This is a genomic window from Bacillus sp. MN7755 (genome assembly GCF_054771475.1).
The window spans coordinates 164,055-190,302 of record NZ_BTRL01000017.1; the positions used below are offsets into that span (position 1 = coordinate 164,055).

Genomic DNA, 26,248 nt, shown 5'->3' on the forward strand with positions numbered 1-26,248 from the left:
ACCCCCCGCTTTAATTATGCGTTTTTGATTATCGCTACATCCATGTTTTTAATAAGTTCATTAGCGAACTCAGAACATTTCACTTCTGTTGCACCTTCCATTAAGCGTGCGAAATCATAAGTTACTACTTTTGAAGCAATTGTCTTCTCAACTGAAGCAGTTACTAATTTCGCAGCTTCGTTCCATCCTAAGTGCTCTAATAATAATACACCAGAAAGAAGAACCGAAGATGGGTTTACTTTATCTAAACCTGCATATTTTGGAGCTGTACCGTGTGTAGCTTCAAAGATAGCATGTCCAGTCACATAGTTAATATTTGCACCAGGTGCAATACCAATTCCACCTACTTGTGCAGCAAGTGCATCAGAGATGTAGTCTCCGTTTAAGTTCATTGTTGCAACAACATCGAACTCACGTGGACGCGTTAAAATTTGTTGTAAGAAGATGTCTGCAATAGAATCTTTTACGATGATTTTTCCAGCCACTTCAGCGTCTGCCATCGCTTTATTCGCTGCATCTTTACCATCTTTCTCAACGATGCGATCATATTCAGCCCAAGTAAATACTTTGTCGCCGAATTCTTGTTCCGCTACTTCGTAACCCCAGTTTTTGAAAGCACCTTCTGTAAATTTCATAATGTTTCCTTTATGAACTAATGTAACAGAAGAGCGTTTTTCGTTAATTGCATATTGAATTGCAGCACGAACAAGACGCTTTGTCCCTTCTTCCGAGATTGGTTTAATACCAATACCAGATGTTTCTGGGAAGCGGATTTTATTAACACCCATTGCTTCTTTTAAGAAAGCAAGAACTTTTTCTGCTTCTGGAGATCCTTGTGCATATTCAATTCCAGCATAAATGTCTTCTGTATTTTCACGGAAAATAACCATATCAGTATCTTCCGGACGTTTTACAGGTGAAGGAACACCTTCAAAATAACGAACTGGACGTAGACATACATATAAATCTAATTCTTGACGAAGTGCTACGTTTAGAGAACGAATACCACCGCCAACTGGAGTTGTAAGTGGACCTTTAATCGCGATTAAATATTCACGGATTAAATTTAAAGTTTCTTCTGGTAACCACTCGCCTGTTTGGTTGAATGCTTTTTCCCCTGCAAGCACTTCTTTCCAAACGATTTTCTTCTCACCATCATAAGCTTTTTCAACTGCTGCTTCTAGTACACGAGATGCAGCTGCCCAAATATCAGGACCAATTCCATCTCCTTCGATAAATGGAATAATCGGATTGTTTGGTACATTCATAACACCATTAGTTACAGTAATTTTTTCACCTGTCGTCAATGTGATAACCCCCATGTTTGAAATTTCATATGTATGAAACTGAGGGAATAACCCCTCAGTTCAAACCGTTAGTCAAATTAAAATATTCTAATCATTACATCTTTCCGAAAAAATCAGACTTTTGAAAGCGTATTTTCACTATCAAAATAGTGTTATTCGCTTATCGTTGTGCAATTGGAACATACACTTGATGTGTTGGTCCATTATAATCTGCACGCGGACGGATTAAACGGTTGTTTTCATATTGTTCTAGAATATGAGCTAACCAGCCTGACATACGGCTAATTGCAAAAATAGGTGTAAATAAGTCATGGTCAATTCCTAAACAATGGTATACAGAAGCTGAATAGAAATCAACATTTGGTGGAAGACCTTTTTCTTTTGTTACGATGTCTTCAATTTTGATAGACATATTATACCATTTCTCTTCTCCTAAAAGCACGCATAATCTCTTAGACATTTCGCGTAAATGTTTTGCACGCGGATCACCCTGCTCATATACACGGTGGCCAAAGCCCATGATTTTCACTTTATTTTGAAGAGCATTATGAATATATGATTCTACATTTTCTTCTTCACCAATTTCAGTTAACATCTTCATTACATTTTCATTTGCCCCGCCGTGAAGAGGACCTTTTAATGCACCGATTGCTGCTGTAATACCAGAATACACATCTGAAAGTGTAGCTACACAAACGCGTGCAGTAAATGTAGAAGCGTTTAACTCATGATCTGCGTGAAGTACAAGCGCCTTATCAAAAGCTTCAATTTCAACTTCATTTGGCTCGCGATCATTTAACATGTACAAGAAGTTTGCAGCTAATGATAAATCGTTTCTAGGCTCAACAATATCTAAACCTTTACGAATTCTTGCATAAGCAGCAACTAAAGTTCCCACTTGCGCCTGCAATTTAACCGCTTTCAAATAATTGGACTTTTCATCCATAATTTCAGCGCTCTCATCGTATAATGATAGCATGGAAATTGCAGTTCGTAAAACAGACATCGGATGTGCGATTTTTAAATCTACTTGTTTCAAATATGTTAAAATCTCACCTGGAACTTTATAGTATTCACATACAATTTCATTAAATTCCGCTAGTTCTTTTTCATTAGGAAGCTTGCGGTGCCATAATAAGTACACTACTTCTTCAAACGTAGCATTCTCAGCTAAATCATCAATATTATACCCAACATAAGTTAATGTATCATCAATAATAGAGCTCACAGATGATGTTGTTGCTACTACCCCTTCTAAACCTCGAATAACAGTCATGACATTCTCTCCTTTTCCTGAAAATTCTCCCAACCTTGCTCCTTATATCTATTTGCTCCCCTTTTGAATTATGAACGCCCGTTCACTCTTTAGGCAAGCAAAATGCACGATCATGCAAATTTGTTGCGATGTTCCCCTCTTATTGTCCATTGTCTACATGGAAAGCATGAGCGTGAATGTCTCCCCGAATCCTCACGCTCAAAACAACAAGTTAGTGAGGAAAATTAATTCCGAAGAGTTTTATGATAAAAACAACATAAAACAATATCATTATAAAATTGTTTTATGTTGTTTTTATTTTATCTGGTGTAAAGTCTCTGCTGTTATGTAACTTTTCAAAGTTTCTAATCCTATTATAAACAATTATCTGACTTTTGTGAACAGAAAGAATTCAAAATTTTTATATTACTATAAAATTCCTTATTTAAACATCTGTATAATACTCATAACTGCATAGGCAATTCCAGCCCCAATTAATGGCCCTACAGCAACCCCATTAAATAAAGCAACTGCTATAATTGTCCCGAAAACGAGCGCAGTTGTAATATGAGGATCCGTTGTCAATAATTGTACGCCGCCTTTCGCTAGCAAAGCAACCGCTACCCCTGAAGCTAAAGCAATCCATGCATAATACGACTTCGCTGCTTCTCCAAGTTGTTTAAAACCTATTTCCCCCGTTGCAATCGGTACGAGTACCGCTATTGTAATAACCGTAACACCGAGGTTAATCCCTTTCGTTTGTAGATAAGGAAAGACTTTATCTCCTAGAAACGTAAATTTCAATAAAAATAACACACCAATAGCTAAAGTAAGCGATTGGTTTTTCGCAATAAGTCCTATAATAAGTAGTATGAATAAAAATAACGTTGACTGACTAATCATGTTTGCACTTCCTTTCTGAAAATAATGAACTCATTTCCAAACAAAAATACCTTTAAACCGATCGTTATACATGATATACGGATGCCTATTTATCAATAACACCTTCAATTTTTTATGCATTTTAAAATTGAAAAACGAGACTTTCACCAAAAAAATTCAAGCATGTATACATGTTTGAAAACGATCGTCTCTTCTTTCTTTTCTAATAAGAAACAGGTAAAATAAAAAGAAGAGAAAATGAAGTTTTTACCATATAGTAGAAGCATCAACATCAAGCTTTTACAGTCACTCATGCACTGAAAAAGCAGGAAAAAAATCCATCATTCCACTATAACATAACGTGAAACTTTAATCAGTGCATTACACTCGTTATAAGTTGAACGAATCAAGATAATCCAAATTGGAATGGGAGGTATACATCTTTGAATCGAAACTTACTATATATGATATTGCGACTCATATTTGTCATCGTAGCGACGGTAGTCGGGTTCTATGCATTACTATATATGTCAGGACTTATCTATCCTTTTATTATCGCTTTCGCATTTGCTTATTTGATTAACCCTGTCGTCAATTTCCTTAATCAAAAACTACAATTTCCTCGTGCACTAGCTGTACTCGTTAGCTTAATTCTCGTGTTCGGAGCTATCGTCGGACTCGTTACATACCTTGTAACGGAAGCCATATCTGCCACAACATACTTACTACAACTTGTTACAGTAAAGTTTCCGGATATCGTTACCTTCGCTCAGCAGTTTGCACTTAATCATATTATGCCTCTCTATGATGATTTAATTTCTAAATTTAATCATCTTGGGGAACCACAGCGCTATACGATTACACAAAACATTCAAAACTTAGGAACCGAAGCAACGACGCAAATGAAAGATCTTTTATCAGCTATTATAAGCGGGTTAACAAATTTCATTAGTGCACTACCAACAACGTTAACTGTCCTTGTATTCGTTTTATTAGCCACTTTCTTCATTAGTTACGATTGGCATCTTCTTGCTCAAAAAGTAAGAAAATTTTTACCCACCCGTGTTCACGGCTATGGAAAAACTATTTTTGTCGATTTAAGAAAAGCTTTATTTGGTTTTGTTAAAGCACAACTAACGCTCGTATCTATGACAACTGTTATTGTACTAATCGGCCTTCTAATATTACGCGTACCATACGCCATTACTATCGCGATTATTACAGGAGTTGTAGATTTACTCCCGTATTTAGGAACAGGAGCTGTCTTCGTTCCTTGGGTTATATATGTATTTTTCACTGGCGACACTGCTTTCGCCATCGGTCTTCTCATTTTATACATCGTCGTGATTGTCCAAAGACAAATTATGGAGCCTAAAGTGCTTTCATCTAATATCGGCCTCGATCCATTAGCAACACTGATCGCTCTATTTGTCGGCTTTAAACTCTTCGGCTTTTTAGGATTAATCATCGGTCCAGTCATCTTAGTACTACTTAATACATTGCACAAAGCTCGTGTATTCCATGATTTGTGGAAATATATTAAAGGCTCACCTTCAAAATAATAGTTTCTAATTCATATACAACAAAAAACTTACATGTAATCAGTGGGAATTTCCCACTGATTATTCCTTGTACTTATTTTTCACACTCATTACATACAACAAGAGGATTTACCGAACAAAAGGATAATCCTCTTGTTTTTTTGCATAAAAACACATATTTTGAGGTATTTTTACATATTTATTCTATTTATTTTATAATTATTACTTACATTTATTACTTTTTATGTAAATGAATAAATATACAAAATAGCGTGGAATGAGACTTAAACTAACAATCCCCTACTCTTATCTAACTTTTTTCCATACCAATTGATTCATTTTATACTCAAAAATAAACTTTAGTTCAGAAGGATCTTCCTACAACACACTCATTACGAGCCACCAAACCCTTAAATCACATAAATACACAGTACATATAATAAATTAAAACTTTAATTAACAGAACTTTGACCAGCCTCTCATCCTTTTGCAGGCAAAAAAAATAGTACTTAGATCGCTATAATCTAAGTACTATTTCTGCACAATAATAGTAGAGTTCTTTCTAAACTTCCATTCCATCCACTTCATAACAAACGGTTTCAACAAAGCCCTCGTCACAGGAATAACAAAGATAAAACCCATTATATCCGTTACATATCCAGGAAGCACTAAAAGAATACCTCCTACAAAGATAAAAATACCATCTAGCACTGCCCCTCCTGGCATTTCTCCTCTATTCAGCTTAGATTGAATCTCTCCAAGCACTTTAAACCCTTGCCTTTTCGCTAAATAGACACCTACAACACCCGTAAATACAATCATAGCGAACGTAGACCATAAACCTATTACATGACTTGATCCAATTAAGACTATAATCTCAATCGCCGGTATTAAAATAAACAAGAATAGTAACCATTTCACAGTTCTACACTCCTTCCATATATCATCACTTTAAACACCCTCACAACACCCGTATACACCATGTAAAAACCTAATACATTTTTCTGGTATCAAACTCATAGTAAACAGCTTTTAAAAGCAATTTCAGGCGTTTCAAGCTAGTTCTAACTTATTTTTTGTGTAAAAAAAAAGAGAAGGACTCCGATCCTTCTCTTCGTATTACTTATAGCACTTCCGCATGTCCATTATAAACAATTCCGCGCGCTGCATCAACTGTTACTTCTTGGCCATTTTTTAAAGTTGCTGTTACGCCGTTTACACCAACGATAACAGGAATACCGATTGATACGCCTACAACAGCAGCATGGCTTGTTAGACCGCCTTCTTCTACAACTAGAGCAGCAGCTTTTTCGATTGCAGGAATCATATCTTTATCAGTACTTGTTGTAACAAGGATATCACCTTCGTTTACGTTCACTACAGCTTCAGCAGCTGTTTTTGCTACAACTACTTTACCTTTTGCAGCTTTACGTCCGATTCCTTGTCCTTTAGCAACTTCTTCACCCACAACGTGGATTTTCATTAAGTTTGTTGTACCAGTTTCAGCAACCGGAACACCAGCAGTGATTACAACAGTGTCTCCAAGTCCGATTAGACCTGCATCCATACCTGTTTGAATTGCTGTATCTAACATTTCGTCAGTAGAAGCTGCGCGCTTCTCAGCCATAAATGCTTGTACACCCCAAACAAGTGCAAGACGACGTCCTACTTGCTCGTCAGATGTTACAGCAACGATTGGAGATTTCGGACGGTATTTAGAGATCATTTTCGCAGTATATCCACTTTCTGTTGGAGCTACGATTGCAGCTACATCAAGAGCAAGTGCTGTATGCGCAACAGATTGGCTAATTGCATCTGTAATTGTTGGAGTGAACTCTTTAATACGTTTTTTGAACATATCTTCATATTGTAATGATTTTTCAACACGCACTGCAATGTTAGCCATCATAGTTACTGCTTCTACTGGGTATTGTCCAGCAGCTGTTTCACCTGAAAGCATGATTGCATCTGTACCATCGAAGATTGCGTTAGCTACGTCACTTGCTTCCGCACGAGTTGGACGTGGGTTACGTTGCATAGAATCTAACATTTGTGTCGCAGTAATAACTGGTTTACCTAACACGTTACATTTTTTGATTAGACGTTTTTGTACTAATGGTACTTCTTCTGGTGGAATTTCTACACCCATGTCACCACGAGCTACCATTAAACCGTCAGAAACTTCTAAGATTGAATCGATGTTGTCGATACCCTCTTGGTTTTCAATTTTTGGTACGATTTGGATGTATTGAGCGTTATGCTCTTCTAATAATTCACGGATTTCTAATACGTCAGATGCTTTACGAACGAAAGATGCTGCGATGAAATCAACTTTTTGCTCGATACCGAAGATGATATCTTTTACGTCTTTTTCAGTGATACCAGGAAGCTTAATGCTTACGTTTGGTACGTTAACACCTTTTTTATTTTTTACAGTTCCGCTGTTAAGAACTTTTGTACGGATGTTTCCGTCAGCTTTTTCGATTACTTCTAGTTCGATAAGACCGTCATCGATTAGAATACGAGAACCTGGGTCTACATCGTCATAAAGACCAGCATAAGATACAGAGAACTTCTCTGCAGTACCTAATACTTGCTCAGTAGAAAGAACTACTTCTGCACCTGTTACAAGCTCAGCTTGTCCGTCTACGAAGTCATGAGTACGAATTTCTGGACCTTTTGTATCAAGTAAGATACCAACTGTTTTACCAGTTTTCTTTGAAGCTTCACGGATGTTTTTAATACGAGCGCCGTGCTCTTCATGGCTACCATGAGAGAAGTTTAAACGAGCAACGTTCATACCCGCTTCCATTAATTGTTCTAATTTCTCAATACTTTCACTAGCAGGACCTATAGTACATACAATTTTAGTTTTACGCATATTGCACCTCCGAAAATTATGAAACCGTTCCCAAATATCCGACATTAAGCCGATTAGATGGATAATTCTTTAGATAATTGATACATATCTTTATCGATTGTATGCTTTTGAGCTAACGCTTCGATAATATCATGATCAACAAGTTTGTTATCTTGAATACCTACACAACGTCCACCTTTACCAGCAATTAATAATTCAACTGCTCTTGCGCCAAGACGACTTGCTAATACACGGTCTTGTGCACTTGGTGATCCACCACGTTGTACGTGACCTAATACAGTTACGCGAGTATCAAAGTTTGTTGCTTCTTCAATGTGCTTACCGATGTCAATTGCACTTCCAACACCTTCAGCCACAATGATAATACTGTGTTTTTTACCACGTTCGCTACCGCGCTTCAGACGAGCGATAACATCATCCATGTCATACTCTTCTTCTGGAATTAAGATTGTTTCTGCACCATCAGCTAAACCAGCCCATAATGCGATATCACCAGCGTGACGTCCCATTACTTCGATAACATATGTACGTTCATGAGATGTAGCTGTGTCACGGATTTTATCAATTGCATCAATAACAGTGTTTAGAGCTGTATCGAAACCAATTGTGAAGTCTGTTCCAGGGATATCATTGTCGATTGTACCTGGTACACCAACACATGGGAATCCTTGTTCAGTTAATTTTTTAGCGCCTTGGTAAGAACCATCTCCACCAATAACAACAAGTCCTTCGATACCGTGTTTCTTTAATTGCTCGATACCTTTTAGTCGTACTTCTGGGTCTTTAAACTCAGGACATCTTGCTGTATATAATTTCGTACCACCGCGGTGGATAATATCGCCAACAGAACCTAGTTCTAATTTTTCAATGTGACCAGAAATTAATCCAGCGTATCCATGGTAAATACCATATACTTCAATATCATGGAAAATCGCTTTACGAACAACTGCACGAATGGCAGCATTCATACCAGGTGAATCTCCACCACTTGTTAATACACCAATACGTTTCATTTGTACTCACCTCATAAAGATTATTTGCCTTATAATAAAATAACACGAAAAAATATAAAAACACAATGGAGAAGATGTGTCTTTTCATAATAAAAACGTGCATTCGCGAAGAGGAACGCACGCTTTTCTTATTTTATCCCAATGGAAGCGTTTGAAAACGAAACTTGCCCAATTTTCATATATTTTTCATAACGTTTTTCGATTAATTCATCTTTCGAAATTCCACTTAATTGTTCAAAAGTTTTTTTAAGCATTAAATCTATGTTTTCTGATTGTTTTAAAAGATTACGATGTGCTCCGCCTTTTGCCTCTGGAATAATTTCGTCAATTACACCTAATTCTTTCAAATCCGCTGCTGTAATTTTCATCGCTTCTGCAGCTTCTTTTGCTTTACTAGCATCTTTCCAAAGAATTGCTGCCGCACCCTCTGGTGTAATAACAGAATACGTGGAATTTTCTAGCATATGAATGTAATCGCCTACTCCAAGACCTAACGCACCACCGCTACCACCTTCACCGATAACAATACAAATAACAGGTACAGTTAAACCCGCCATTTCAAATAAATTACGGGCAATTGCCTCACTTTGTCCACGTTCTTCAGCTGCTTTACCAGGATAAGCTCCCTTCGTATCGATGAAACAAATAATAGGACGATTAAACTTTTCCGCTTGTTTCATTAGACGCAGTGCTTTTCGATATCCTTCTGGATGAGGCATCCCAAAATTACGACGAATATTTTCTTTCGTATCTTTTCCGCGTTGGTGCCCAATTACAGTTACAGGCATCCCCTTATATTTCGCAATGCCGCCGACAATCGCTGCATCGTCGCCAAATAGGCGATCTCCATGACATTCAAAAAAATTAGTAAATAAGTGCTCAATATAATCGAGCGTTGTCGGTCGTTCTGCATGACGAGCAATTTGAACACGGTCCCATACTTTCATATTGCCGTATATATCTTCCTCTAATTTTTCTAGCTTGTCTTCCAAAATACGAATCTCCTCACTGAAGTCCATCTGGCTGTTTTTCGTATAGTCTTTCAGTTCACGAATCTTATTTCTTAGCTCAACAACTGGTTTCTCAAATTCTAGCTCTGCCATACAGCCATTTCCCCTCCTTGATGAACTTCTAAAATCTTACGGAGCGATTCTCTCATATCATCACGATGCACCACCGCATCTAATTGACCATGTTCTAGTAAGAATTCTGCCGTTTGGAAATCTTCCGGTAGTTTCTCACGCACAGTTTGTTCAATTACACGTCTACCAGCAAATCCGATCAGTGCCCCTGGTTCTGCAAGATTATAATCACCAAGTGAAGCGAAACTTGCTGAAACCCCGCCCGTCGTTGGGTGAGTCATAACAGAAATAAATAATCCTCCTGCATTACTATGCTTTTTCAAAGCTACGCTTGTTTTTGCCATTTGCATTAAACTTAATATCCCTTCTTGCATACGGGCACCACCCGAAGCAGTAAAGATAATAAATGGAACTTGTAAGTCGTATGCCTTTTCAACCGCACGGGCAATTTTTTCTCCTACAACAGAGCCCATGCTCCCCATTCGAAAACGAGAATCCATTACTGCAACAACAACAAGCATGTCATCAATTGTTCCTTCACCAGTTACAACCGCTTCGTTCAATTCAGTCTTCTTACGATCGCTCTCTAGTTTCTCTTCATAATGTGGAAACTCGAGTGGATTTAATGAAACCATTTCTTTGTCATACTCACGGAATGACCCTTCGTCCAATATACTATCAAGACGTTCCCATGCATTCATAGGATGATGATATCCACAATTCACACATACTTTTAAATTTTTTAGAAGTTCTTTCGTATACATGATTTTTTTACATTTCGGACATTTTGTCATAACGCCATCTGGTACATCTTTTCGTACTTGTTCTGAAGGTATTGCAGCATACTTTTTCTTTTTCACGAATAAATCTCTTAGCACAATTTGACCCCCTTCGTTGAGAGCTAAGGTTAGCGTAGGAAGAAAATTGGGCTAACACCAAAGTTTGATGTTAGCCTTATCTTCTCAATCTGTCTAATAACCTCACTCTTTACGTTTAACTTTAACCGCTACGCGATAGAATGTTTGTCATAACGTGTCATGGTCATTTCGACAAATTTTATACATTACGAGTGAAACTGTATATTCTCTACTAATTCATCGTAAATTTTTAGTGCATCATTTTCTTGTTTTTCTTCCAAAGTAGCATAAAGCTTTCTATACATATCGATAGAATCTCCTGAAACTTTACAAGAAAGAGTTGCTACGTAATCATTTACGATCATCCAAATGCGATATAGTAAATAATTATCGACTTGTTCAATAAGTGTTTTAAAGAACGTTTGATGAAGCGTCGGAATTGAATTTTCATTTTCTTCAAGCACTTGATGTAACTTACTTAGCACTTTAGAAAACGTTTCTTTCGGTAAATTACATACAATTCGAATCATATCTTTTTCAAGCAATCGTTTTGTTTGTAATAAATCACGAATTGTTTTCTCATCTTGCAGCAAGAACGGAGCAATCAATTGTACAAGACCGTTATCGTAAAAGTTTCGAATAAACGTCCCTTCACCACGTCTCGTTTCAATCAATCCTACAAGTTCTAAAGCACGCAACGCTTCTCTTACAGAGGAACGCCCTACATTTAAACGTGAACTTAACTCACGCTCAGACGGCAAACGATCCCCCGCTACCAATCCATCCTCTTCCATAATGGAACGGATTTTTTTTACAATTTCGAGATATACTTTTGTGTTTGATGATGTCAATGGAAATTCCTCGCTTATTCTTTACCAATCAGCGCTAATTGTTTTGTTTTCTCAGCAATCTCATTTGGATCTACTTGACGGCGAGCTACTCCTGTTTCCATTGCTGCTTTCGCAACGTAAGCTGCCACTTGAGGCGCTACACGCGCGTCAAACGGTGCTGGAATGATATAGTCTGCATTTAACTCATCTTCTGCTACAAGCTCAGCAATAGCCTGTACAGCTGCCATCTTCATTTCTTCGTTAATTTGTGTCGCATGTACGTCAAGTGCACCGCGGAAAATACCAGGGAACGCTAGTACATTATTTACTTGGTTTGCAAAGTCAGAACGACCCGTTCCAACAACAGCTGCGCCCGCTGCTTTTGCCAATTCTGGCATAATTTCTGGAACTGGATTCGCCATTGCAAAAATAATTGCATCGTCATTCATTGTACGAACCATCTCTTCTGTTAATGCACCTTCTGCAGATACACCAATGAATACGTCCGCACCTTGTACAACATCAGCTAAAGAACCTTCGATACGATTCTTATTTGTATATTTTGCAACTTCATCCTTCACCGGATTCATACCTGTAGGACGACCATCATAGATTGCCCCTTTACGGTCACACATAATAATGTCGCGTACGCCATAGCGATATAAAAGTTTAATAATTGCGATACCTGCTGCACCTGCGCCATTTGCGACAACTTTAATGTCAGACATTTTCTTTCCAACTAATTTTAGCGCGTTCACAAGACCCGCTACTGTTACGATAGCTGTTCCGTGTTGATCATCATGGAAGATAGGAATATTTGTTTCTTTTTTCAAACGTTCTTCAATAATGAAGCAGTTTGGTGCTGCGATATCCTCTAAGTTAACGCCGCCAAAAGTTGGCTCCATTAATTTTACAGTTTCAACAATTTTATCTACATCGTTTGTATTTAAGGCAATCGGGAATGCATCTACACCAGCAAAGCTCTTGAATAATACAGCTTTACCTTCCATTACTGGAAGAGATGCTTCAGGTCCAATGTTTCCAAGACCAAGTACAGCCGTTCCATCTGTCACAACTGCTACCATATTTCCCTTCATTGTATATTCATATACCTTACTTTTATCGTCATAAATTTCTTTACAAGGCTCTGCAACCCCTGGAGAATATGCAAGGCTTAAATCTTTTGCATTTTCTACTTTTACTTTTGATACAGTTTCTAATTTTCCTTGATGCACTTTATGCATGTGAAGTGCTTCTTCACGAAGTGTTGACAAACTATCCACTCTCCTCAAATTATTCTAGCTGATATCAATTTCTCCAAGTGGTCTGACCACGAACACTACTACTATAATAATCGAAGTGTAGGGAAATTGTCCATTATATTTTCACAACTACATTTTCTTCCCCGACAATTTCACGAAGTGCTCCTAAACATTCTTCACTTGGATGAATCGATAAACTTCGAGATAATTGTACCATTTTATGTTCCTTTTCATAATAAATTAGTACTTTCGCAAAACCTGAATAGTCAAACAATATTTTAGTAACCTGATTCAAAAGCTTTTTCTCATACTGAGACGGCAATTTCACGTAAACAGATGCATCTTTCTTTTCTTCATACACATCCATTTCTTCTAACGGATATAGTCCATTTACAATCCATTGCAACTTATGATTTCTAAGCTCAATCATGCCGTCAACTAAAACAATCGCTCCTTCTTGTAACTTATCTGAGAAATGTATATACGTTTCAGGGAAAAGCACTGCTTCCATTTCATCATTTTGGTCACAAAATGTAATAAACGCCATCTTTTGCAACTTTTTCGTACGAATCACTCTCACGCTTGTTATATACACGATAGCTCTTTGTACTTTTTTCTTATGTCGCATTGCTTGCGCGAGAGATGGAATTTCTAATTCTTTCGCTAACTTCACATACTGCGCTGTCGGATAACTTGATAAATAAAAACCTAGTGCTTCCTTCTCTTTATTTAATTGTTCAATAAAAGAGAGTTCTTCTCCTTGTACATATTTTGATTTTGGAACCGCATCTCCTAAATCACGTGCAAGGTTTGCGTACTCTAACGCCCCTTTAAGACTTTTCCATAAATTCGTTCTTGAAACGCCAAAGTCATCAAAACATCCAGACCAGACGAACGCCTCTAAATTTCGCTCTGTTACAAACTTTGATGGCATGCGAAGACAAAATTCAAATAAATCTTCAAACATTTTTTTCTCTCGTTCTTCTAACAAAGCTGTCACTGTAGCCATTCCGATATTCCGAATGGAAAGTAAACTATAACGTATCGCATTGCCTTCTATTTGGAAATTGTAACCACTTCTCTGAAGGGACGGCGGCAAAACGTGAAAACCTTTTCGCTTCGTTTCTCGTATATACTGTACAATCTTATCTTCATTTCCAATTGCACTTGATAATAGTGCTGTCATAAATTCCAGCGTATAATTCGCTTTTAAGTAAGCAAGCTGATATCCAATCATACTGTAGGCTACAGCGTGACTTCGGTTAAAACCGTAATTCGCAAATCTTACAATTAAATCATAAATTTTCTCTGCGGATGTCTCGTCATAACCGTTTTGTAAACACCCTTGTACAAAATGCTTACGTTCCTGATCTAAAATATCACGATTTTTTTTACTCACTGCACGGCGTAATAAATCTGCTTCTCCAAGCGAGAATCCCGCCAACTTCGACGCAATTTGCATAATTTGTTCTTGGTATACAATTACACCGTATGTTCTTTCTAAAATCGGCTTTAAATCTGGATGTAAATATTCAATTTGTCTTTTTCCGTGCTTTGATTCAATAAAGGTTGGAATTTGTTCCATCGGCCCTGGTCTATATAACGAGTTAACAGCGACAATATCTTCAAATTCATTCGGTTTTAACCCGCGAAGTACATTTCGCATACCACCTGATTCAAGCTGGAATACACCTGTTGTGTCCCCTCTACCTAACAATTGGAACGTCTTTTCATCTTGAAGTGGTAAATTTCTTATATCAATTTGTGTCCCAGTCTTTTTCACGATAAACTTTATAATATTTTCAAGTAACGTTAAATTACGTAATCCTAAAAAGTCCATCTTGAGTAATCCAAGTTCTTCTAATGCATCAGCTGGGTATTGCGTAACATACACATCGTTATGCCCTTCTTGAATTGCAACACTTCCGGTTAACGGCTCTTGGCTCATAATAACGCCAGCTGCATGGATAGACGTATGACGTGGTAAGCCTTCTACACGTTTTGCAATTTCAAACACACGCTCATGCAGAAGATTCCCTTGTATAAACTCACGAAGTGATTGCGATTCCTCATATGCATCTTTTAACGTTATACCAAGCTTTGATGGGATAAGTTTTGAGAATATGTCAATATCTCGCGGCGGAAGCCCCATTACACGCGCAATATCTCTAATTGCCGCTTTCGCTGCAAGCGTCCCGAACGTTACAATTTGTGCAACACGAAGCTGACCATATTTATCTTTCACATATCGAATCATCTCATCACGTCTTATATCCGGAAAATCGATATCAATATCTGGAAGTGTCACACGTTCAGGGTTTAGAAACCTTTCAAATAATAGATCGTATTCAATTGGATCAATATCTGTAATTTCTAATACGTAAGAAACGAGTGAGCCAGCTGCCGATCCACGGCCTGGTCCTGTTAAAATATGATTTTCATGCGCATACTTCATAAAATCCCATACGATGAGGAAATAATCACTAAACCCCATACTAGAAATAACGTTTAATTCATGATTCAAACGCTTTATATGTACTTCTTTCGGCGTACCATAACGTTTCTGCAACCCTTCTTCACAAACGCGGCGTAAATACATATCATTTGTCTCGTTAGCTGGAACAGGGAATTTCGGTAATTGATTTACATGAAACGGTATTTCTACTCTGCAACGTTCTGCAATTTCTACTGTGTTATAAATCGCTTCTTCCACGTGAGAAAATAGTACTTCCATTTCATCTGATGATTTTAAATAATATTGATCTGTTTTCAGCCTCGGTCTATCTGGATCCGTCATTTTCGTTCCACTTTCAACAGATAATAAACATTCATGAACAAGTGCGTCACTTTGATTGATGTAGCGTACATCGTTTGTTGCAACGACTGGAACATTTATCCTACTCATAAATTCAGGTAATTTCTCTTGCAGGAGCAGTTCATCTTGAATCGCATGATGCTGCAAACTCATATAAAAATTGCCGAACATATTTTGATATGCGCGAGCTACTTCTTCAGCCTGACTTTCTTTGTCTTCTAATAATAATTGTTCAATTTCCCCATCTTTACCTGGTGAAATAGCAATTAGCCCTTTCGCATAATGCGCAAGCCATTTCTTAGGAATACCTTCTTTTGACTTTGTCATAATGCTACTAGAAATCTTTAATAAATTTTGATAGCCCATTTCATTTTCAGCGAGTAAGACAAGCGGATAAGACTTTTCTTCTTCTTCACTAAAAATAGAAGCTGTTAAACCGATAATAGGCTGTATATCATGTTTCTTACATGCTTTATAAAACGGAATAACGCCATACATAACATTTTCATCTGTAATAGCCAACGATGAATAACCGAGCTCTTTCGCCCTGACTACAAGCTCATCAATTTTACAAGCACTTTTTAATAAACTAAAAACGGTTTGACATTGTAAATGCACAAACTTCACTGTTGTACCCTCTCTTTACCTATTTGACTACTTTTATTATAGGTGAAGAGGGAAGCTTAAATCAAAACATACTTCTTATACTTTGTCCATATATATGAAGAAGAAAGGGGAATGACGATGGATGTAAGAGAACATACTTTTTTCTCTCTGCTTATTATTAGTTATTTTATTGCCTTTGGGGTTATACTTGGCGGTTCATTAATTGGTGGATTTGGTGCATTTCTTATCGGAAAACCAACTCTAACTTACATTAATCAATTCGCCCAAAATTTAAGAATTTGGGCACTCGTTGCAGCAATTGGCGGAACATTTGATACCTTTTATAGCTTTGAAAGAAGTTTCTTTGGCGGGGATATGAAAGATATCGTAAAACAAATTCTCCTTATTTTTTTCGCAACGGGTGGTATGCAAACCGGTCTTACTATTATTAAATGGCTAACGCAGGAACATGTATGAGAGTACCAAGTGCCAATACAGCAAAAAGATGGTATTTAGTTTTAGCTGGCGCTGCTGTTGGAGGCGTGTTGAGCTGGTTTATTTTTTTGTACATATACGGTGTTTTTCAAGAAGAACAAACTAGTAAAATAGCAGAACAAAGAGAAATTATAGAAAAACAAGAAGCAAAGCTCCACGTCCTTCTCGAAGATCAAGAAAAATTGAATACAGAAAATAAACGGCTCTTAACCATTCAAGAGATTAAAATAAAAATTATAAATCGGGAAAAATACGATTTAGACAACCTTACACTCGAAAATATGACCACTTCTATCCATAATGACCTCCAGCATCTTTTAACGAAAAACATACAAAGTATCGCAAAAAATAAAGACCTACTCAAAAAAGCAATCGAAAATAAAACGTATAAACATTACGATCGTCTATATCGTTTTAAAGTCGACACCATATCTTTCGATACCGTGCTTGAAATTAGCATTGCTATAGAGAAAGAAAAATAAAGAAGGAGGGCTTTAGCGCCACTCCTTCTTTTCGTTTTAATATATACTCTCTTATTTACAAATCTCACGTAAATCAGCAAACAGACGATCCGCTTCTTCCCAAGAAGATGCTTTTGCACCAGAAGCCATCGGATGCCCTCCGCCATTATATTGCATTGCTAATTTATTTATAACTGGTCCTTTTGAACGAAGGCGAACACGAATCACATCGTCTTCCTCTAAAAATAGTACCCACGCCTTTAATCCATCAATATTACCAAGTGCTCCAACAACACCAGATGCTTCAGAAGGAAGTACATCAAATTCTTCTAATACTTCTTTCGTTAATTTAATGTAAGCTGCTCCTTCTTCTACCATCGTAAAATTCTGTAAAATATAGCCGTTTAAACGAGCAATCTTTTCTTTCGTCTTATACATTTCATTGTATAAATCTGTGAATTTCACACCCATATCAACAAGCTCACTTACGTAACGAAGTGTTTTTGCTGTTGTATTCGGGAATAAGAAACGTCCTGTATCTCCAACAATTCCTGCTAAAATAAGGCGAGCAGCTTCTGTTGTTATTTGTAATCCTTTATCTTTTCCATAACTGTAAAACTCATAAATCATTTCACTTGTAGAACTTGCTGTCGTATCTACCCATGTAATATCTCCATATGGATCTTCATTTGGGTGATGATCAATTTTGATTAACATTTTCCCTTTTGTATAGCGTTGATCGTCAACACGTTCTTGGTTCGCGGTATCACAAACGATAACAAGTGCATTTTCGTATACACTATCTTCAATATCATCCATTACTCGTAAGTATGCTAGTGACGGTTCATTATACCCAACCGTATAAATATTTTTCTCTGGAAACGATTCTTGTAGAATTGTACTAAGACCGCCCTGTGAACCTAGTGCATCTGGATCTGGACGTACGTGACGATGAATAATAATCGTATCAAACTCTTTAATTGCTCCTAAAATTTGCTCATGCATATGTATAATCTCCTTTTTATTCAACTTCTTCACTTGATTCCGCATTAACGTGCAGTAAAAGCCCAATTGGTGCGGGCTAATCATTAGCGCGTGGAAACATCCTCATACTAATTAAAGTTTCACTTTATCCTTCATTATAACGGAAAGTATTTCATACATGCGAACAATTGCTTTATAATAAAAGTTAGAAAGTTTAGATATTTCTTTTTTCTCCACTATTATTTTTCACAAAACGATGGGAGTGTGTATTATGCCAGTATTAGTCTTCTGTATTATCGTCTCATTTATGTTGTATCTCTTCTACAAAACAAAATACTTTCGTACAAGCCGCCCAATGGAGAAAGGTTGGCTCTCCGGAAAATCTGCAATGGCACTCGGTTCATTCGTCTTATTCTTCGGAATAAACCAATTCTTTTTAGAACTTTCAACCGCTCGTATTATCGTTGGTGTCTTATTTGTTCTATTTGGTAGTGCAAGTGTATTTAATGGATTTCGCCAATATAAACATTTCTTACCATTAGCAGTTAAAGAAGCAGAAGGCTATGAAGCAACGTAAAAAAGCATCAACATTGTGATGCTTTTTTACGTCCTCTAACTTTCAAAATCATATATGCGACAAAAGCAGAAGGTATATTAAATGGGTTGCCTTGTACGTGAAAATGTAATTGTTCTTCTTCAAAAGACATTTTTTCATATAGTTCTCGCTGAGATAATCCTGTTTTTTTCTTTTTTTCATGTAATCCTTGTAAGTATAAATATTGAAGCGGTATCATCACAAGAAAGTAAAATAGTGCGATACTACCAAAAAAGAGTACTGTTGACGACATAATGCATACCACCTTCCTGTAATCCATTTTCTTACAATTTAATTATAACATAGTCTAGGATCTAATTAAATTAATATTCTGTTTTTTAATCAGACAATTGTCTCACCACATAATTCTTCTTCGACATACTGAATATATCGGCGAATAAAAGCATCAGGATCTTTTCTAATAGGTTCAATATCAAGTCTTACGCAGCTTAAATAACAGCTTCAAAATCCAATAAAACAAAATAAAGTTAAAGAAAAAGCCTAATGGATGAAACGAAATTTCCCATCCGCCATAATAAATGAAATTTTCTGCTGGCATACCAAAGTAAAGAAAATCGCTATTATTTTCTCCAGTTGTAGGGATAAAGGAACAAATAATAGCGAAAATCAAACTTATTACATACAATTTCTTTTTATTTAAATCCATTATTCTATGAGTTATCACATGAACAGTAATTACAGATATTAAGCCTAAAAAGAAAAATATTACTCCCATTCGACACCTCCACAATTAGTGTTCAAGCATCTTCAAATGATTGCATGCCCTACTTATAAATATGAAACAGAACGTGATTTAATTTTCTCTTTTGCAGTTCAAAACATAATAGATTCGATAACTAAATTTTAAAACTCCCTAATGTAGCGTTCTAAAAAAAATGGAACAAACCAAAGCGGTCTGCTCCATCTTTTTATTTATCAATCAACTGCACCATAAGTAATGCTTTCCCAACAACATTACCTTCATGATGCACTTCTACATCAACCTTACCAAATTTACGTCCAATTTCTAATACTTTCGGATGAACCGATACAACATTATCAATTTGGACTGGCTTCACGAAATAAATTGTTAAGTTTTCAACAATTAAATCGCTTTTCTTTTGCGCACGAATAACGCGATTCGTTGCTTCCGTGACAATTGTTGCGAATACACCGTAAGATAACGTTCCAATCGAGTTCGTCATTTGCGGCGTCACTGAAAATTGATATAGATGTTCATTTTTCGCTTCTTTCGGCGTCATAAATTGATTCGTTACAATATCATCAATTGTTTCGCCGACTTGTGGTTGACGCTGAATCATTTGCAATGCCTGAAGTACATCTTGACGGCTAATAATACCTTGCAACTTATTTCCTTCATCAACAACAGGAAGTAACTCAATACCTTCCCACACCATCATACGTGCCGCAGCCGCGACAGACATTTTTCCATTTACCGTAATTGGATGCCTTGTCATTACTTTATCAATTGGTGTTTCTTTTGCAACACCAATCATATCCTTAGAAGTCACAATACCTAATACCTTTTTATTTTCATCAACAATTGGATACCTTCCGTGCATCGTCTCTTCGTTATATGCATGCCATTGCTGCACTGTATCATTTGGTTTTAAATATAACGTTTCTTCAATTGGCGTTAAAATATCTTCAACGAGTACAATTTCTTTCTTAATAAGCTGATCGTAAATCGCACGGTTAATTAACGTTGCAACTGTAAATGTATCGTAACTACTTGAAATAATCGGCAGTTTTAATTCATCTGCTAATTTCTTCACATGATCTTCCGTATCAAATCCGCCCGTAATTAACACCGCAGCTCCAGTTTCTAACGCTAATTGATGTGCGTTCGTACGATTACCGACAATAAGTAAGTTTCCAGCTTCTGTATAGCGCATCATCGCTTCTAATTTCATTGCCCCGATTACGAATTTATTTAACGTTTTATGTAGTCCTTCTCTGCCTCCAAGTACTTGACCATCGACAATGTTAACGACTTCTGCATATGTCAGCTTTTCAATATTTTCTTTCTTCTTTTGTTCAATTCGAATGGTTCCGACACGTTCAATCGTACTAACATACCCTTTATTTTCTGCATCTTTAATTGCACGATAAGCTGTACCTTCACTTACACTCAAATCTTTTGCAATTTGCCTTACAGAAATTTTATGCCCTACTGGCAGGCTATTAATATGTTCTAAAATTTGGTTATGCTTGGTAGCCAAATGGTTTCACCATACTTTCTTTTCCCTAAATTCTTCATGTGTTGTATTTTCAGTATACTATATTTTCAAAACTGTTACACTCTCTCTTTATATATCTGTACTATTTTTTTTATAACAAAATACGCCTTACATTACACCACTTCTTCCATTACAACAATGTAATGGTATTGTCATCTCGTTCGATAGTTTGTCCAGCCGCTTCAATATACAATGAAGACAAGAAATGAAACAAAGGAGCGGATAGATGATGAAAAAATTATTAGAAGTTGTAGGTGCTGTATTTTTAGCTTTCGTAGACGGGAAAAAAGTTGCAATGGAATTAAATGAAACACCTGAACAACCACTTCCAAAAAGAAAAGAATCATCAAAACAATTACAACCTTTAAAAGCTGCCCTACACACATAAAAAACCCTTCACTTGTCTTTTCAAATGAAGGGTTTCTTTTTTATAGTGTAATACTTTCTCCAGCTTCTAATACTTTCCCTGTACAATTTTGTAGCTTTTCTACAAATTGATATGGATCTTGTTCAATTACTGGGAACGTATTGTAATGCATCGGTACAACAGTTTTCGCCTGAACCCATTTTGCTGCTAAAACAGCATCTTCTGGTCCCATTGTGAAATTATCACCAATTGGTAAAAATGCTACATCAATGTTATGTAGTTCCCCAATTAATTTCATATCAGAGAATAAAGCGGTATCCCCTGCATGGTACACAGTTTTCTCTTCTGCTGTAAATAAAATACCCGCTGGCATACCTGTATATGTAATCGTCTTATTTTCTTCATCAATATAACTAGAACCGTGGAATGCTTGTGTAAACTTCACTTTGCCGAAGTCAAATTCATGTGAACCACCAATATGCATCGGATGTGTATTCACACCTTGCCAACTTAAAAATGTCGCTAGTTCAAATGGCGCTACAACAACCGCATTATTTTTCTTCGCAAGCTCTACTGTATCTCCAACATGATCACCATGACCGTGCGATAAAAGAATCGCATCTACTTTTACATCTTCAGCCTTTAAATCTGTTTTCGGATTTCCTGTTAAAAACGGGTCAATTAAAATGACTTTTCCATTCGTCTCAATTTTCACAACTGAATGTCCATGATAAGATACTTTCATTATTACATTCCTCCCCTTATTACATTCACACTTTTTATTCTACATGATTTTTCAATTCCCTGTCTTTTCTAACATCTATTTACTTGTCATAACACTTTCCTCCGATGTAAAGTTATATTTGTAATTAAATATCTCGGGGGTGCCAATCAATGAATGCTAGATTAGAAAATTTAATGCAATGGCTAAAAGAAAAAAACGTAGAAGCTGCGTTCCTAACTTCTACACCAAACGTCTTCTACATGACAAACTTCCACTGTGAACCACACGAAAGACTTCTTGGTATGTTTGTATTCCAAGACAAAGAGCCTATTTTAATTTGTCCTAAAATGGAAGAAGGTCAAGCGCGTAATGCTGGCTGGGCACATGAAATTATCGGATTTACTGATACTGACAGACCATGGGATATGATTGCAAAAGCAATTAAAGACCGCGGTATCAATGCAAATGCAGTTGCAATTGAAAAAGAACATTTAAACGTAGAGCGCTACGAAGAATTAACAAAACTATTCCCAAATGCAGCTTTCAAATCAGCTGAGGAGAAAGTTCGTGAACTTCGTTTAATTAAAGACGAAAAAGAACTTTCTATTTTACGCGAAGCAGCTAAAATGGCAGACTATGCTGTTGAAGTTGGTGTAAATGCAATTAAAGAAGATCGTAGCGAGCTAGAAGTATTAGCAATTATTGAACACGAATTAAAAACAAAAGGCATACATAAAATGTCATTTGATACGATGGTATTAGCAGGTGCAAACTCTGCCCTTCCACACGGTATTCCAGGTGCAAACAAAATGAAGCGCGGCGATTTCGTACTATTTGATTTAGGCGTAATCATTGACGGTTACTGCTCTGACATTACACGTACAGTAGCATTCGGTGACATTTCTGAAGAACAAACTCGCATTTACAACACTGTACTTGCTGGACAACTACAAGCAGTTGAAGCATGTAAACCAGGTGTTACACTTGGCGCAATCGATAATGCTGCTCGTTCTGTTATCGCAGATGCAGGTTACGGAGACTTCTTCCCGCACCGCCTTGGTCACGGACTTGGAATTAGCGTACACGAATATCCAGATGTAAAAGCTGGTAACGAATCTCCATTAAAAGAAGGTATGGTCTTCACAATCGAGCCTGGTATTTACGTACCAAACGTAGGTGGCGTTCGTATTGAAGATGATATTTACATCACAAAAGACGGATCAGAAATTTTAACGAAGTTCCCAAAAGAATTACAATTTGTAAAATAATAAAAAGGCAGCTTAATTGCTGCCTTTTTTATTTCTCTACTATTTCAAATTTCTCTACTATCATTTTTGCTGGATAACTCTCAAGCGTTTGAGAAGACCATACTTTTATTTTATCCCCTGTGTTCAATTGATTATATGCGTCTTTATCCTTAAAACTCAACACTATATCTGATGGATGTTCTTTATTCATTTGTTGTTCCATATAATGTTGCAACTCTACTTTTGTATGAAACGTTTTATCACCGACAAAAAATACCGCATCATTTCTTATTATGATATACCCTTCTTCAGGTACTTTTTTTACCTCTACTTGTTTTGTAGTACACGCTGATAATACGAGTAGAAATACACTAAAAAATATATACATAGAAATTTTCACATGCCTATTCATTCTTAACTCCTTATCCTACACTATTTCCGCTTTAACACCATCTTCTCTTCATACTTATCATCCCATTTAATCACAATCTCTATCGGTTCATCTTTAGAAAGCGGCGCGCAACTTACACAAGAAGACTTCATTTCAATTCTTGCTCCTTTATGACTTTCTGACGTTTGTGTCATTGTACTAAAGGTCCCATGAATAGAAATCTCCAAATTTTTAAATTCTGTATTCCCATCTCCGCCCTTATACTGAAATGTAAACATTCCATCTTCACTGTCATCCTTAATATGGCCTTTATATTGTCCCGTCCAACTTTTGCTCTCGCTAGAAAAAGTAAAATACCAAATTGAGCAGCTTCCTAAAAAGAAAATACTAATGAAAAAGAATAATGCTCTCTTCATCATGCCCCTCCATTCAAATGCACTTATTTATCCCGCATTAACGGGCAGTAAGACCCCCACCTCAAAATTCGGTGAAAGCAAAGAAGTTAGGTGGGAGATCAACTGTCCGTAAAAGCCCGATTGGTTCAACTAATAATCAGTGGGGGATGAATCCCCCACTGATTAAAGTTTCACTTTATTGCCTATTTCTTCCTCTTATTATACTATTAAAATACAGAATTTTCTAAAATAGGAGGTTTATATGTTACAACAACAGTTAGAAGAAATTCGTAATAATAATTACGTAATCAATGGTAATCTCAATATTGATTCCTTAAGTTCCAGTATGCTTGAGCATATTGGGGATACTGATAGCTATTTAAGAGACAAACTTATTTACTCTACTTTTTATCATCTCATCAAAAAGGAATACATTTCACACACGCAATTACAGAAACTATTATTAGAAAGCATCGGTGAAAAATATTTATTGTATAAGATTCATTCGGATAACGAAGATGCGGTATTTACCCGTGCATTTACAACATTATTAATTGCACTTATTATTGATGCCGATACGAATCATAATTTCTTATCACAGAATGATATTTTAACTGTAAAAGATCAATTAATTCTATATATGAACAATGAGCATGATTTCCGTGGATATGTGCAAGACCACGGCTGGGCACATAGTATTGCTCATGCTTCCGATACGTTTGAGGCGCTTGTTCGTAATCCTAAACTGGAAACTTTATATTACGAAGAAATATTACAAACTTTATTAAACAAAGTTTGTGTCCATTCTATTTGCTACAAATATGAAGAAGATGAACGTCTCGTTTATCCAATTGTCGCAATGCTACAAAATGGTCTAAAGGAAGAAGCGCTCATATTAGCCCTTCATGACTTAGTAGCCCAATTACCAGTCCAAAAACAAACACTACATATTAAATCGTACGAGTTTCTATATGGAAATATAAAATCTTTCTTACGTAGCTTATTTTTCAGACTACGTACACTGTCTATATGTGAAGAAACTGAATGCGAAATTGAAAAATTGCTACAAGAGCTTCCAAAATATTATTAAAAAAAGAAGGCCACTTAGAAAGTGCCTTCTTCTATTTCACTAATATTTAATTGAAATTTCACAATCCAAACTGAGAAAAGGTGGACAAGAAGCGCAAACGCCATACATGCTCCGCTTAAAAAAGTTAGTATAGGATGCGAATACACGTGCCCTAATCCATAGGATATTGCCACGAAAAACATTGTTATGTAAATATAAATTGCTCCATGTATTTGCCTCATATGAACCTCCTTTTCACATAGTATAACATAAATTTTCTGATTATTCACATTAATAGACTGTAATTAATATTTCTCAACTGTTACACCTCTAACAGCAGCCTTAATATATAGTGCTCCTTGTAAACTTTGTAAATCCTCTGTTTTATCTGTTACAACTACACCGTATATCGCTAATTCTTTTGCTTCGAAGTTTTTTATCTCATTATAGTTTTCCCTAAAATATTTTTGATATCCCCCTTTATTTTCACTTAAAGATATCTAAATACAACTTTCCTTTAAATTTTTTTCAAAATAAAAAGCACATCCATTTTGATGTGCTTCTCTCAAAAATACTATTCTATTATTTCATCGCTTCCTTCACAACATCTTGAATCATAACGACTTCTGTTTTCATATCAACAGACGGTACTTCCTCATCAATACATTCATACCAAAATTCCAAATGTTTTTTATCAATTTCATGATGAGAATTTTCGACAAGAGCCCCGCCTTCTCCTTGCACAGAATACCAATATAAGTACTCTTCTCCATCTCTTATTTCCCGGAAAATTGTCTCTACATACATCTTTTCGTCGTTTAATGTCAAAAGCACTTCTTTCATATTGTCATTCAGAAGCTGCATCCATTCATCTACTCGCTGACTTTTACCCGGCTTCACTTTAAATCTCGTTAGTTCTACATTCATT

Annotated in this window: 27 protein-coding genes and 2 pseudogenes; 7 read left to right on the plus strand and 22 right to left on the minus strand. The window is 36.5% G+C overall.

All coding sequences use genetic code 11. The annotated features are described in order from the left end of the window. Window positions 1-14: 14 nt before the first annotated feature. The 3 genes from icd to ACYVEC_RS20060 all read right to left on the minus strand — a co-directional run bounded on the left by icd (window position 15) and on the right by ACYVEC_RS20060 (window position 3,465). Complete coding sequence (gene icd, locus ACYVEC_RS20050; RefSeq protein ID WP_000206898.1) at window positions 15-1,307, minus strand: NADP-dependent isocitrate dehydrogenase; 1,293 nt, start codon at window positions 1,305-1,307, stop codon at window positions 15-17. A 160-nt stretch (window positions 1,308-1,467) separates the two neighbouring features. Beyond that, window positions 1,468-2,616 carry a citrate synthase gene (gene citZ, locus ACYVEC_RS20055; protein ID WP_142332791.1) on the minus strand — a complete coding sequence of 383 codons (1,149 nt, stop codon included), beginning with the start codon at window positions 2,614-2,616 and terminating at the stop codon, window positions 1,468-1,470. 387 nt (window positions 2,617-3,003) lie between these two features. Beyond that, window positions 3,004-3,465 (minus strand): DUF441 domain-containing protein, encoded by a 462-nt coding sequence (locus ACYVEC_RS20060; protein ID WP_063224725.1) that lies wholly within the window; start codon window positions 3,463-3,465, stop codon window positions 3,004-3,006. 422 nt (window positions 3,466-3,887) lie between these two features. Here ACYVEC_RS20060 and ytvI point away from each other — a divergent pair, with 422 nt between their 5' ends. Next, on the plus strand, window positions 3,888-5,006 hold the full coding sequence (gene ytvI / locus ACYVEC_RS20065) for a sporulation integral membrane protein YtvI (protein ID WP_063224724.1): 1,119 nt from the start codon (window positions 3,888-3,890) through the stop codon (window positions 5,004-5,006). Between the two features lie 510 nt (window positions 5,007-5,516). Here the strand turns inward: ytvI and ACYVEC_RS20070 are convergent. The 8 genes from ACYVEC_RS20070 to dnaE form a co-directional block, all read right to left on the minus strand. Continuing rightward, window positions 5,517-5,906: an FxsA family protein gene (locus ACYVEC_RS20070; RefSeq protein WP_063224723.1), complete on the minus strand. Its 390-nt coding sequence runs from the start codon at window positions 5,904-5,906 to the stop codon at window positions 5,517-5,519. Between the two features lie 202 nt (window positions 5,907-6,108). Next, window positions 6,109-7,866: a pyruvate kinase gene (gene pyk / locus ACYVEC_RS20075; protein WP_063224722.1), complete on the minus strand. Its 1,758-nt coding sequence runs from the start codon at window positions 7,864-7,866 to the stop codon at window positions 6,109-6,111. Between the two features lie 53 nt (window positions 7,867-7,919). Next, window positions 7,920-8,879: a 6-phosphofructokinase gene (pfkA, locus tag ACYVEC_RS20080; RefSeq protein ID WP_000821156.1), complete on the minus strand. Its 960-nt coding sequence runs from the start codon at window positions 8,877-8,879 to the stop codon at window positions 7,920-7,922. Between the two features lie 128 nt (window positions 8,880-9,007). Next, on the minus strand, window positions 9,008-9,982 hold the full coding sequence (gene accA / locus ACYVEC_RS20085; protein WP_063224721.1) for an acetyl-CoA carboxylase carboxyl transferase subunit alpha: 975 nt from the start codon (window positions 9,980-9,982) through the stop codon (window positions 9,008-9,010). After that, a complete protein-coding gene (gene accD, locus ACYVEC_RS20090) occupies window positions 9,970-10,839 on the minus strand; it encodes an acetyl-CoA carboxylase, carboxyltransferase subunit beta (RefSeq protein WP_063224720.1) in 870 nt (289 codons plus the stop codon). Before accD ends, accA begins: the two co-directional genes overlap by 13 nt. Before the next feature lie 185 nt (window positions 10,840-11,024). Beyond that, window positions 11,025-11,669, minus strand: a complete 645-nt coding sequence (locus tag ACYVEC_RS20095) for a FadR/GntR family transcriptional regulator (RefSeq protein WP_060632502.1) — start codon at window positions 11,667-11,669, stop codon at window positions 11,025-11,027. A 14-nt stretch (window positions 11,670-11,683) separates the two neighbouring features. Further along, entirely contained in the window at window positions 11,684-12,892 is a 1,209-nt protein-coding gene (gene ystJ, locus ACYVEC_RS20100; RefSeq protein ID WP_161796084.1) for an NADP-dependent malic enzyme, read from the minus strand. A 133-nt stretch (window positions 12,893-13,025) separates the two neighbouring features. Next, window positions 13,026-16,352: a DNA polymerase III subunit alpha gene (gene dnaE, locus ACYVEC_RS20105; RefSeq protein WP_460508033.1), complete on the minus strand. Its 3,327-nt coding sequence runs from the start codon at window positions 16,350-16,352 to the stop codon at window positions 13,026-13,028. Window positions 16,353-16,469: 117 nt separating this feature from the next. On the opposite strand from dnaE, the gene ytrH reads away from it, so the two are divergent. Further along, window positions 16,470-16,808: a sporulation membrane protein YtrH gene (ytrH, locus tag ACYVEC_RS20110; RefSeq protein WP_000383161.1), complete on the plus strand. Its 339-nt coding sequence runs from the start codon at window positions 16,470-16,472 to the stop codon at window positions 16,806-16,808. Continuing rightward, a complete protein-coding gene (gene ytrI, locus ACYVEC_RS20115) occupies window positions 16,805-17,308 on the plus strand; it encodes a sporulation membrane protein YtrI (protein ID WP_063224718.1) in 504 nt (167 codons plus the stop codon). The genes ytrH and ytrI overlap by 4 nt, the downstream gene beginning before the upstream one ends. Window positions 17,309-17,359: 51 nt before the next feature. Here the strand turns inward: ytrI and ACYVEC_RS20120 are convergent, their stop codons facing one another. Next, the gene (locus ACYVEC_RS20120) at window positions 17,360-18,292 is read right to left on the minus strand and encodes a DHH family phosphoesterase (RefSeq protein ID WP_063224717.1); all 933 of its coding nucleotides are present in this window, start codon (window positions 18,290-18,292) and stop codon (window positions 17,360-17,362) included. A 250-nt stretch (window positions 18,293-18,542) separates the two neighbouring features. Between ACYVEC_RS20120 and ACYVEC_RS20125 the strand changes: the two genes are divergently transcribed. Then, window positions 18,543-18,848: a YtpI family protein gene (locus ACYVEC_RS20125; RefSeq protein WP_063224716.1), complete on the plus strand. Its 306-nt coding sequence runs from the start codon at window positions 18,543-18,545 to the stop codon at window positions 18,846-18,848. A gap of 7 nt (window positions 18,849-18,855) precedes the next feature. On the opposite strand, the gene ACYVEC_RS20130 is transcribed toward ACYVEC_RS20125, so the two are convergent. The 4 genes and pseudogenes from ACYVEC_RS20130 to ACYVEC_RS20145 all read right to left on the minus strand — a co-directional run bounded on the left by ACYVEC_RS20130 (window position 18,856) and on the right by ACYVEC_RS20145 (window position 21,109). Beyond that, window positions 18,856-19,119, minus strand: a complete 264-nt coding sequence (locus ACYVEC_RS20130) for a DUF3949 domain-containing protein (RefSeq protein ID WP_063224715.1) — start codon at window positions 19,117-19,119, stop codon at window positions 18,856-18,858. Window positions 19,120-19,208: 89 nt separating this feature from the next. Further along, a pseudogene (locus ACYVEC_RS20135) lies at window positions 19,209-19,310 on the minus strand (phosphotransferase enzyme family protein); the annotation flags it as partial. Next, on the minus strand, window positions 19,300-19,602 hold the full coding sequence (locus ACYVEC_RS20140) for a hypothetical protein (RefSeq protein ID WP_063224714.1): 303 nt from the start codon (window positions 19,600-19,602) through the stop codon (window positions 19,300-19,302). The pseudogene ACYVEC_RS20135 and the gene ACYVEC_RS20140, both read right to left, overlap by 11 nt. Window positions 19,603-19,795: 193 nt before the next feature. Then, a complete protein-coding gene (locus ACYVEC_RS20145) occupies window positions 19,796-21,109 on the minus strand; it encodes a CBS domain-containing protein (RefSeq protein WP_000201587.1) in 1,314 nt (437 codons plus the stop codon). 247 nt (window positions 21,110-21,356) lie between these two features. On the opposite strand from ACYVEC_RS20145, the gene ACYVEC_RS20150 reads away from it, so the two are divergent. After that, window positions 21,357-21,515: a hypothetical protein gene (locus ACYVEC_RS20150; RefSeq protein ID WP_199678077.1), complete on the plus strand. Its 159-nt coding sequence runs from the start codon at window positions 21,357-21,359 to the stop codon at window positions 21,513-21,515. Between the two features lie 40 nt (window positions 21,516-21,555). Here ACYVEC_RS20150 and ACYVEC_RS20155 read toward each other — a convergent pair whose 3' ends face one another. After that, the gene (locus ACYVEC_RS20155; RefSeq protein WP_242252516.1) at window positions 21,556-22,239 is read right to left on the minus strand and encodes a metal-dependent hydrolase; all 684 of its coding nucleotides are present in this window, start codon (window positions 22,237-22,239) and stop codon (window positions 21,556-21,558) included. A gap of 149 nt (window positions 22,240-22,388) precedes the next feature. On the opposite strand from ACYVEC_RS20155, the gene pepQ reads away from it, so the two are divergent. Further along, on the plus strand, window positions 22,389-23,486 hold the full coding sequence (gene pepQ / locus ACYVEC_RS20160) for a Xaa-Pro dipeptidase (RefSeq protein ID WP_063224711.1): 1,098 nt from the start codon (window positions 22,389-22,391) through the stop codon (window positions 23,484-23,486). A 28-nt stretch (window positions 23,487-23,514) separates the two neighbouring features. On the opposite strand, the gene ACYVEC_RS20165 is transcribed toward pepQ, so the two are convergent. Together ACYVEC_RS20165 and ACYVEC_RS20170 are read right to left on the minus strand one after the other, a co-directional pair. Then, window positions 23,515-23,877: a DUF3221 domain-containing protein gene (locus ACYVEC_RS20165; RefSeq protein WP_336448081.1), complete on the minus strand. Its 363-nt coding sequence runs from the start codon at window positions 23,875-23,877 to the stop codon at window positions 23,515-23,517. A gap of 20 nt (window positions 23,878-23,897) precedes the next feature. Beyond that, complete coding sequence (locus ACYVEC_RS20170) at window positions 23,898-24,275, minus strand: hypothetical protein (protein WP_080468716.1); 378 nt, start codon at window positions 24,273-24,275, stop codon at window positions 23,898-23,900. Between the two features lie 238 nt (window positions 24,276-24,513). Between ACYVEC_RS20170 and ACYVEC_RS20175 the strand changes: the two genes are divergently transcribed. After that, window positions 24,514-25,341, plus strand: a complete 828-nt coding sequence (locus ACYVEC_RS20175) for a DUF2785 domain-containing protein (protein ID WP_336448080.1) — start codon at window positions 24,514-24,516, stop codon at window positions 25,339-25,341. Window positions 25,342-25,355: 14 nt separating this feature from the next. Here the strand turns inward: ACYVEC_RS20175 and ACYVEC_RS20180 are convergent, their stop codons facing one another. The 3 genes and pseudogenes from ACYVEC_RS20180 to ACYVEC_RS20190 all read right to left on the minus strand — a co-directional run bounded on the left by ACYVEC_RS20180 (window position 25,356) and on the right by ACYVEC_RS20190 (window position 26,247). Further along, complete coding sequence (locus ACYVEC_RS20180) at window positions 25,356-25,562, minus strand: hypothetical protein (RefSeq protein ID WP_001248905.1); 207 nt, start codon at window positions 25,560-25,562, stop codon at window positions 25,356-25,358. A 63-nt stretch (window positions 25,563-25,625) separates the two neighbouring features. Further along, a pseudogene (locus tag ACYVEC_RS20185) lies at window positions 25,626-25,817 on the minus strand (hypothetical protein); the annotation flags it as partial. Between the two features lie 85 nt (window positions 25,818-25,902). Further along, window positions 25,903-26,247, minus strand: a complete 345-nt coding sequence (locus ACYVEC_RS20190) for a DUF6176 family protein (protein ID WP_460508043.1) — start codon at window positions 26,245-26,247, stop codon at window positions 25,903-25,905. Between the last annotated feature and the right edge of the window lies 1 nt (window position 26,248).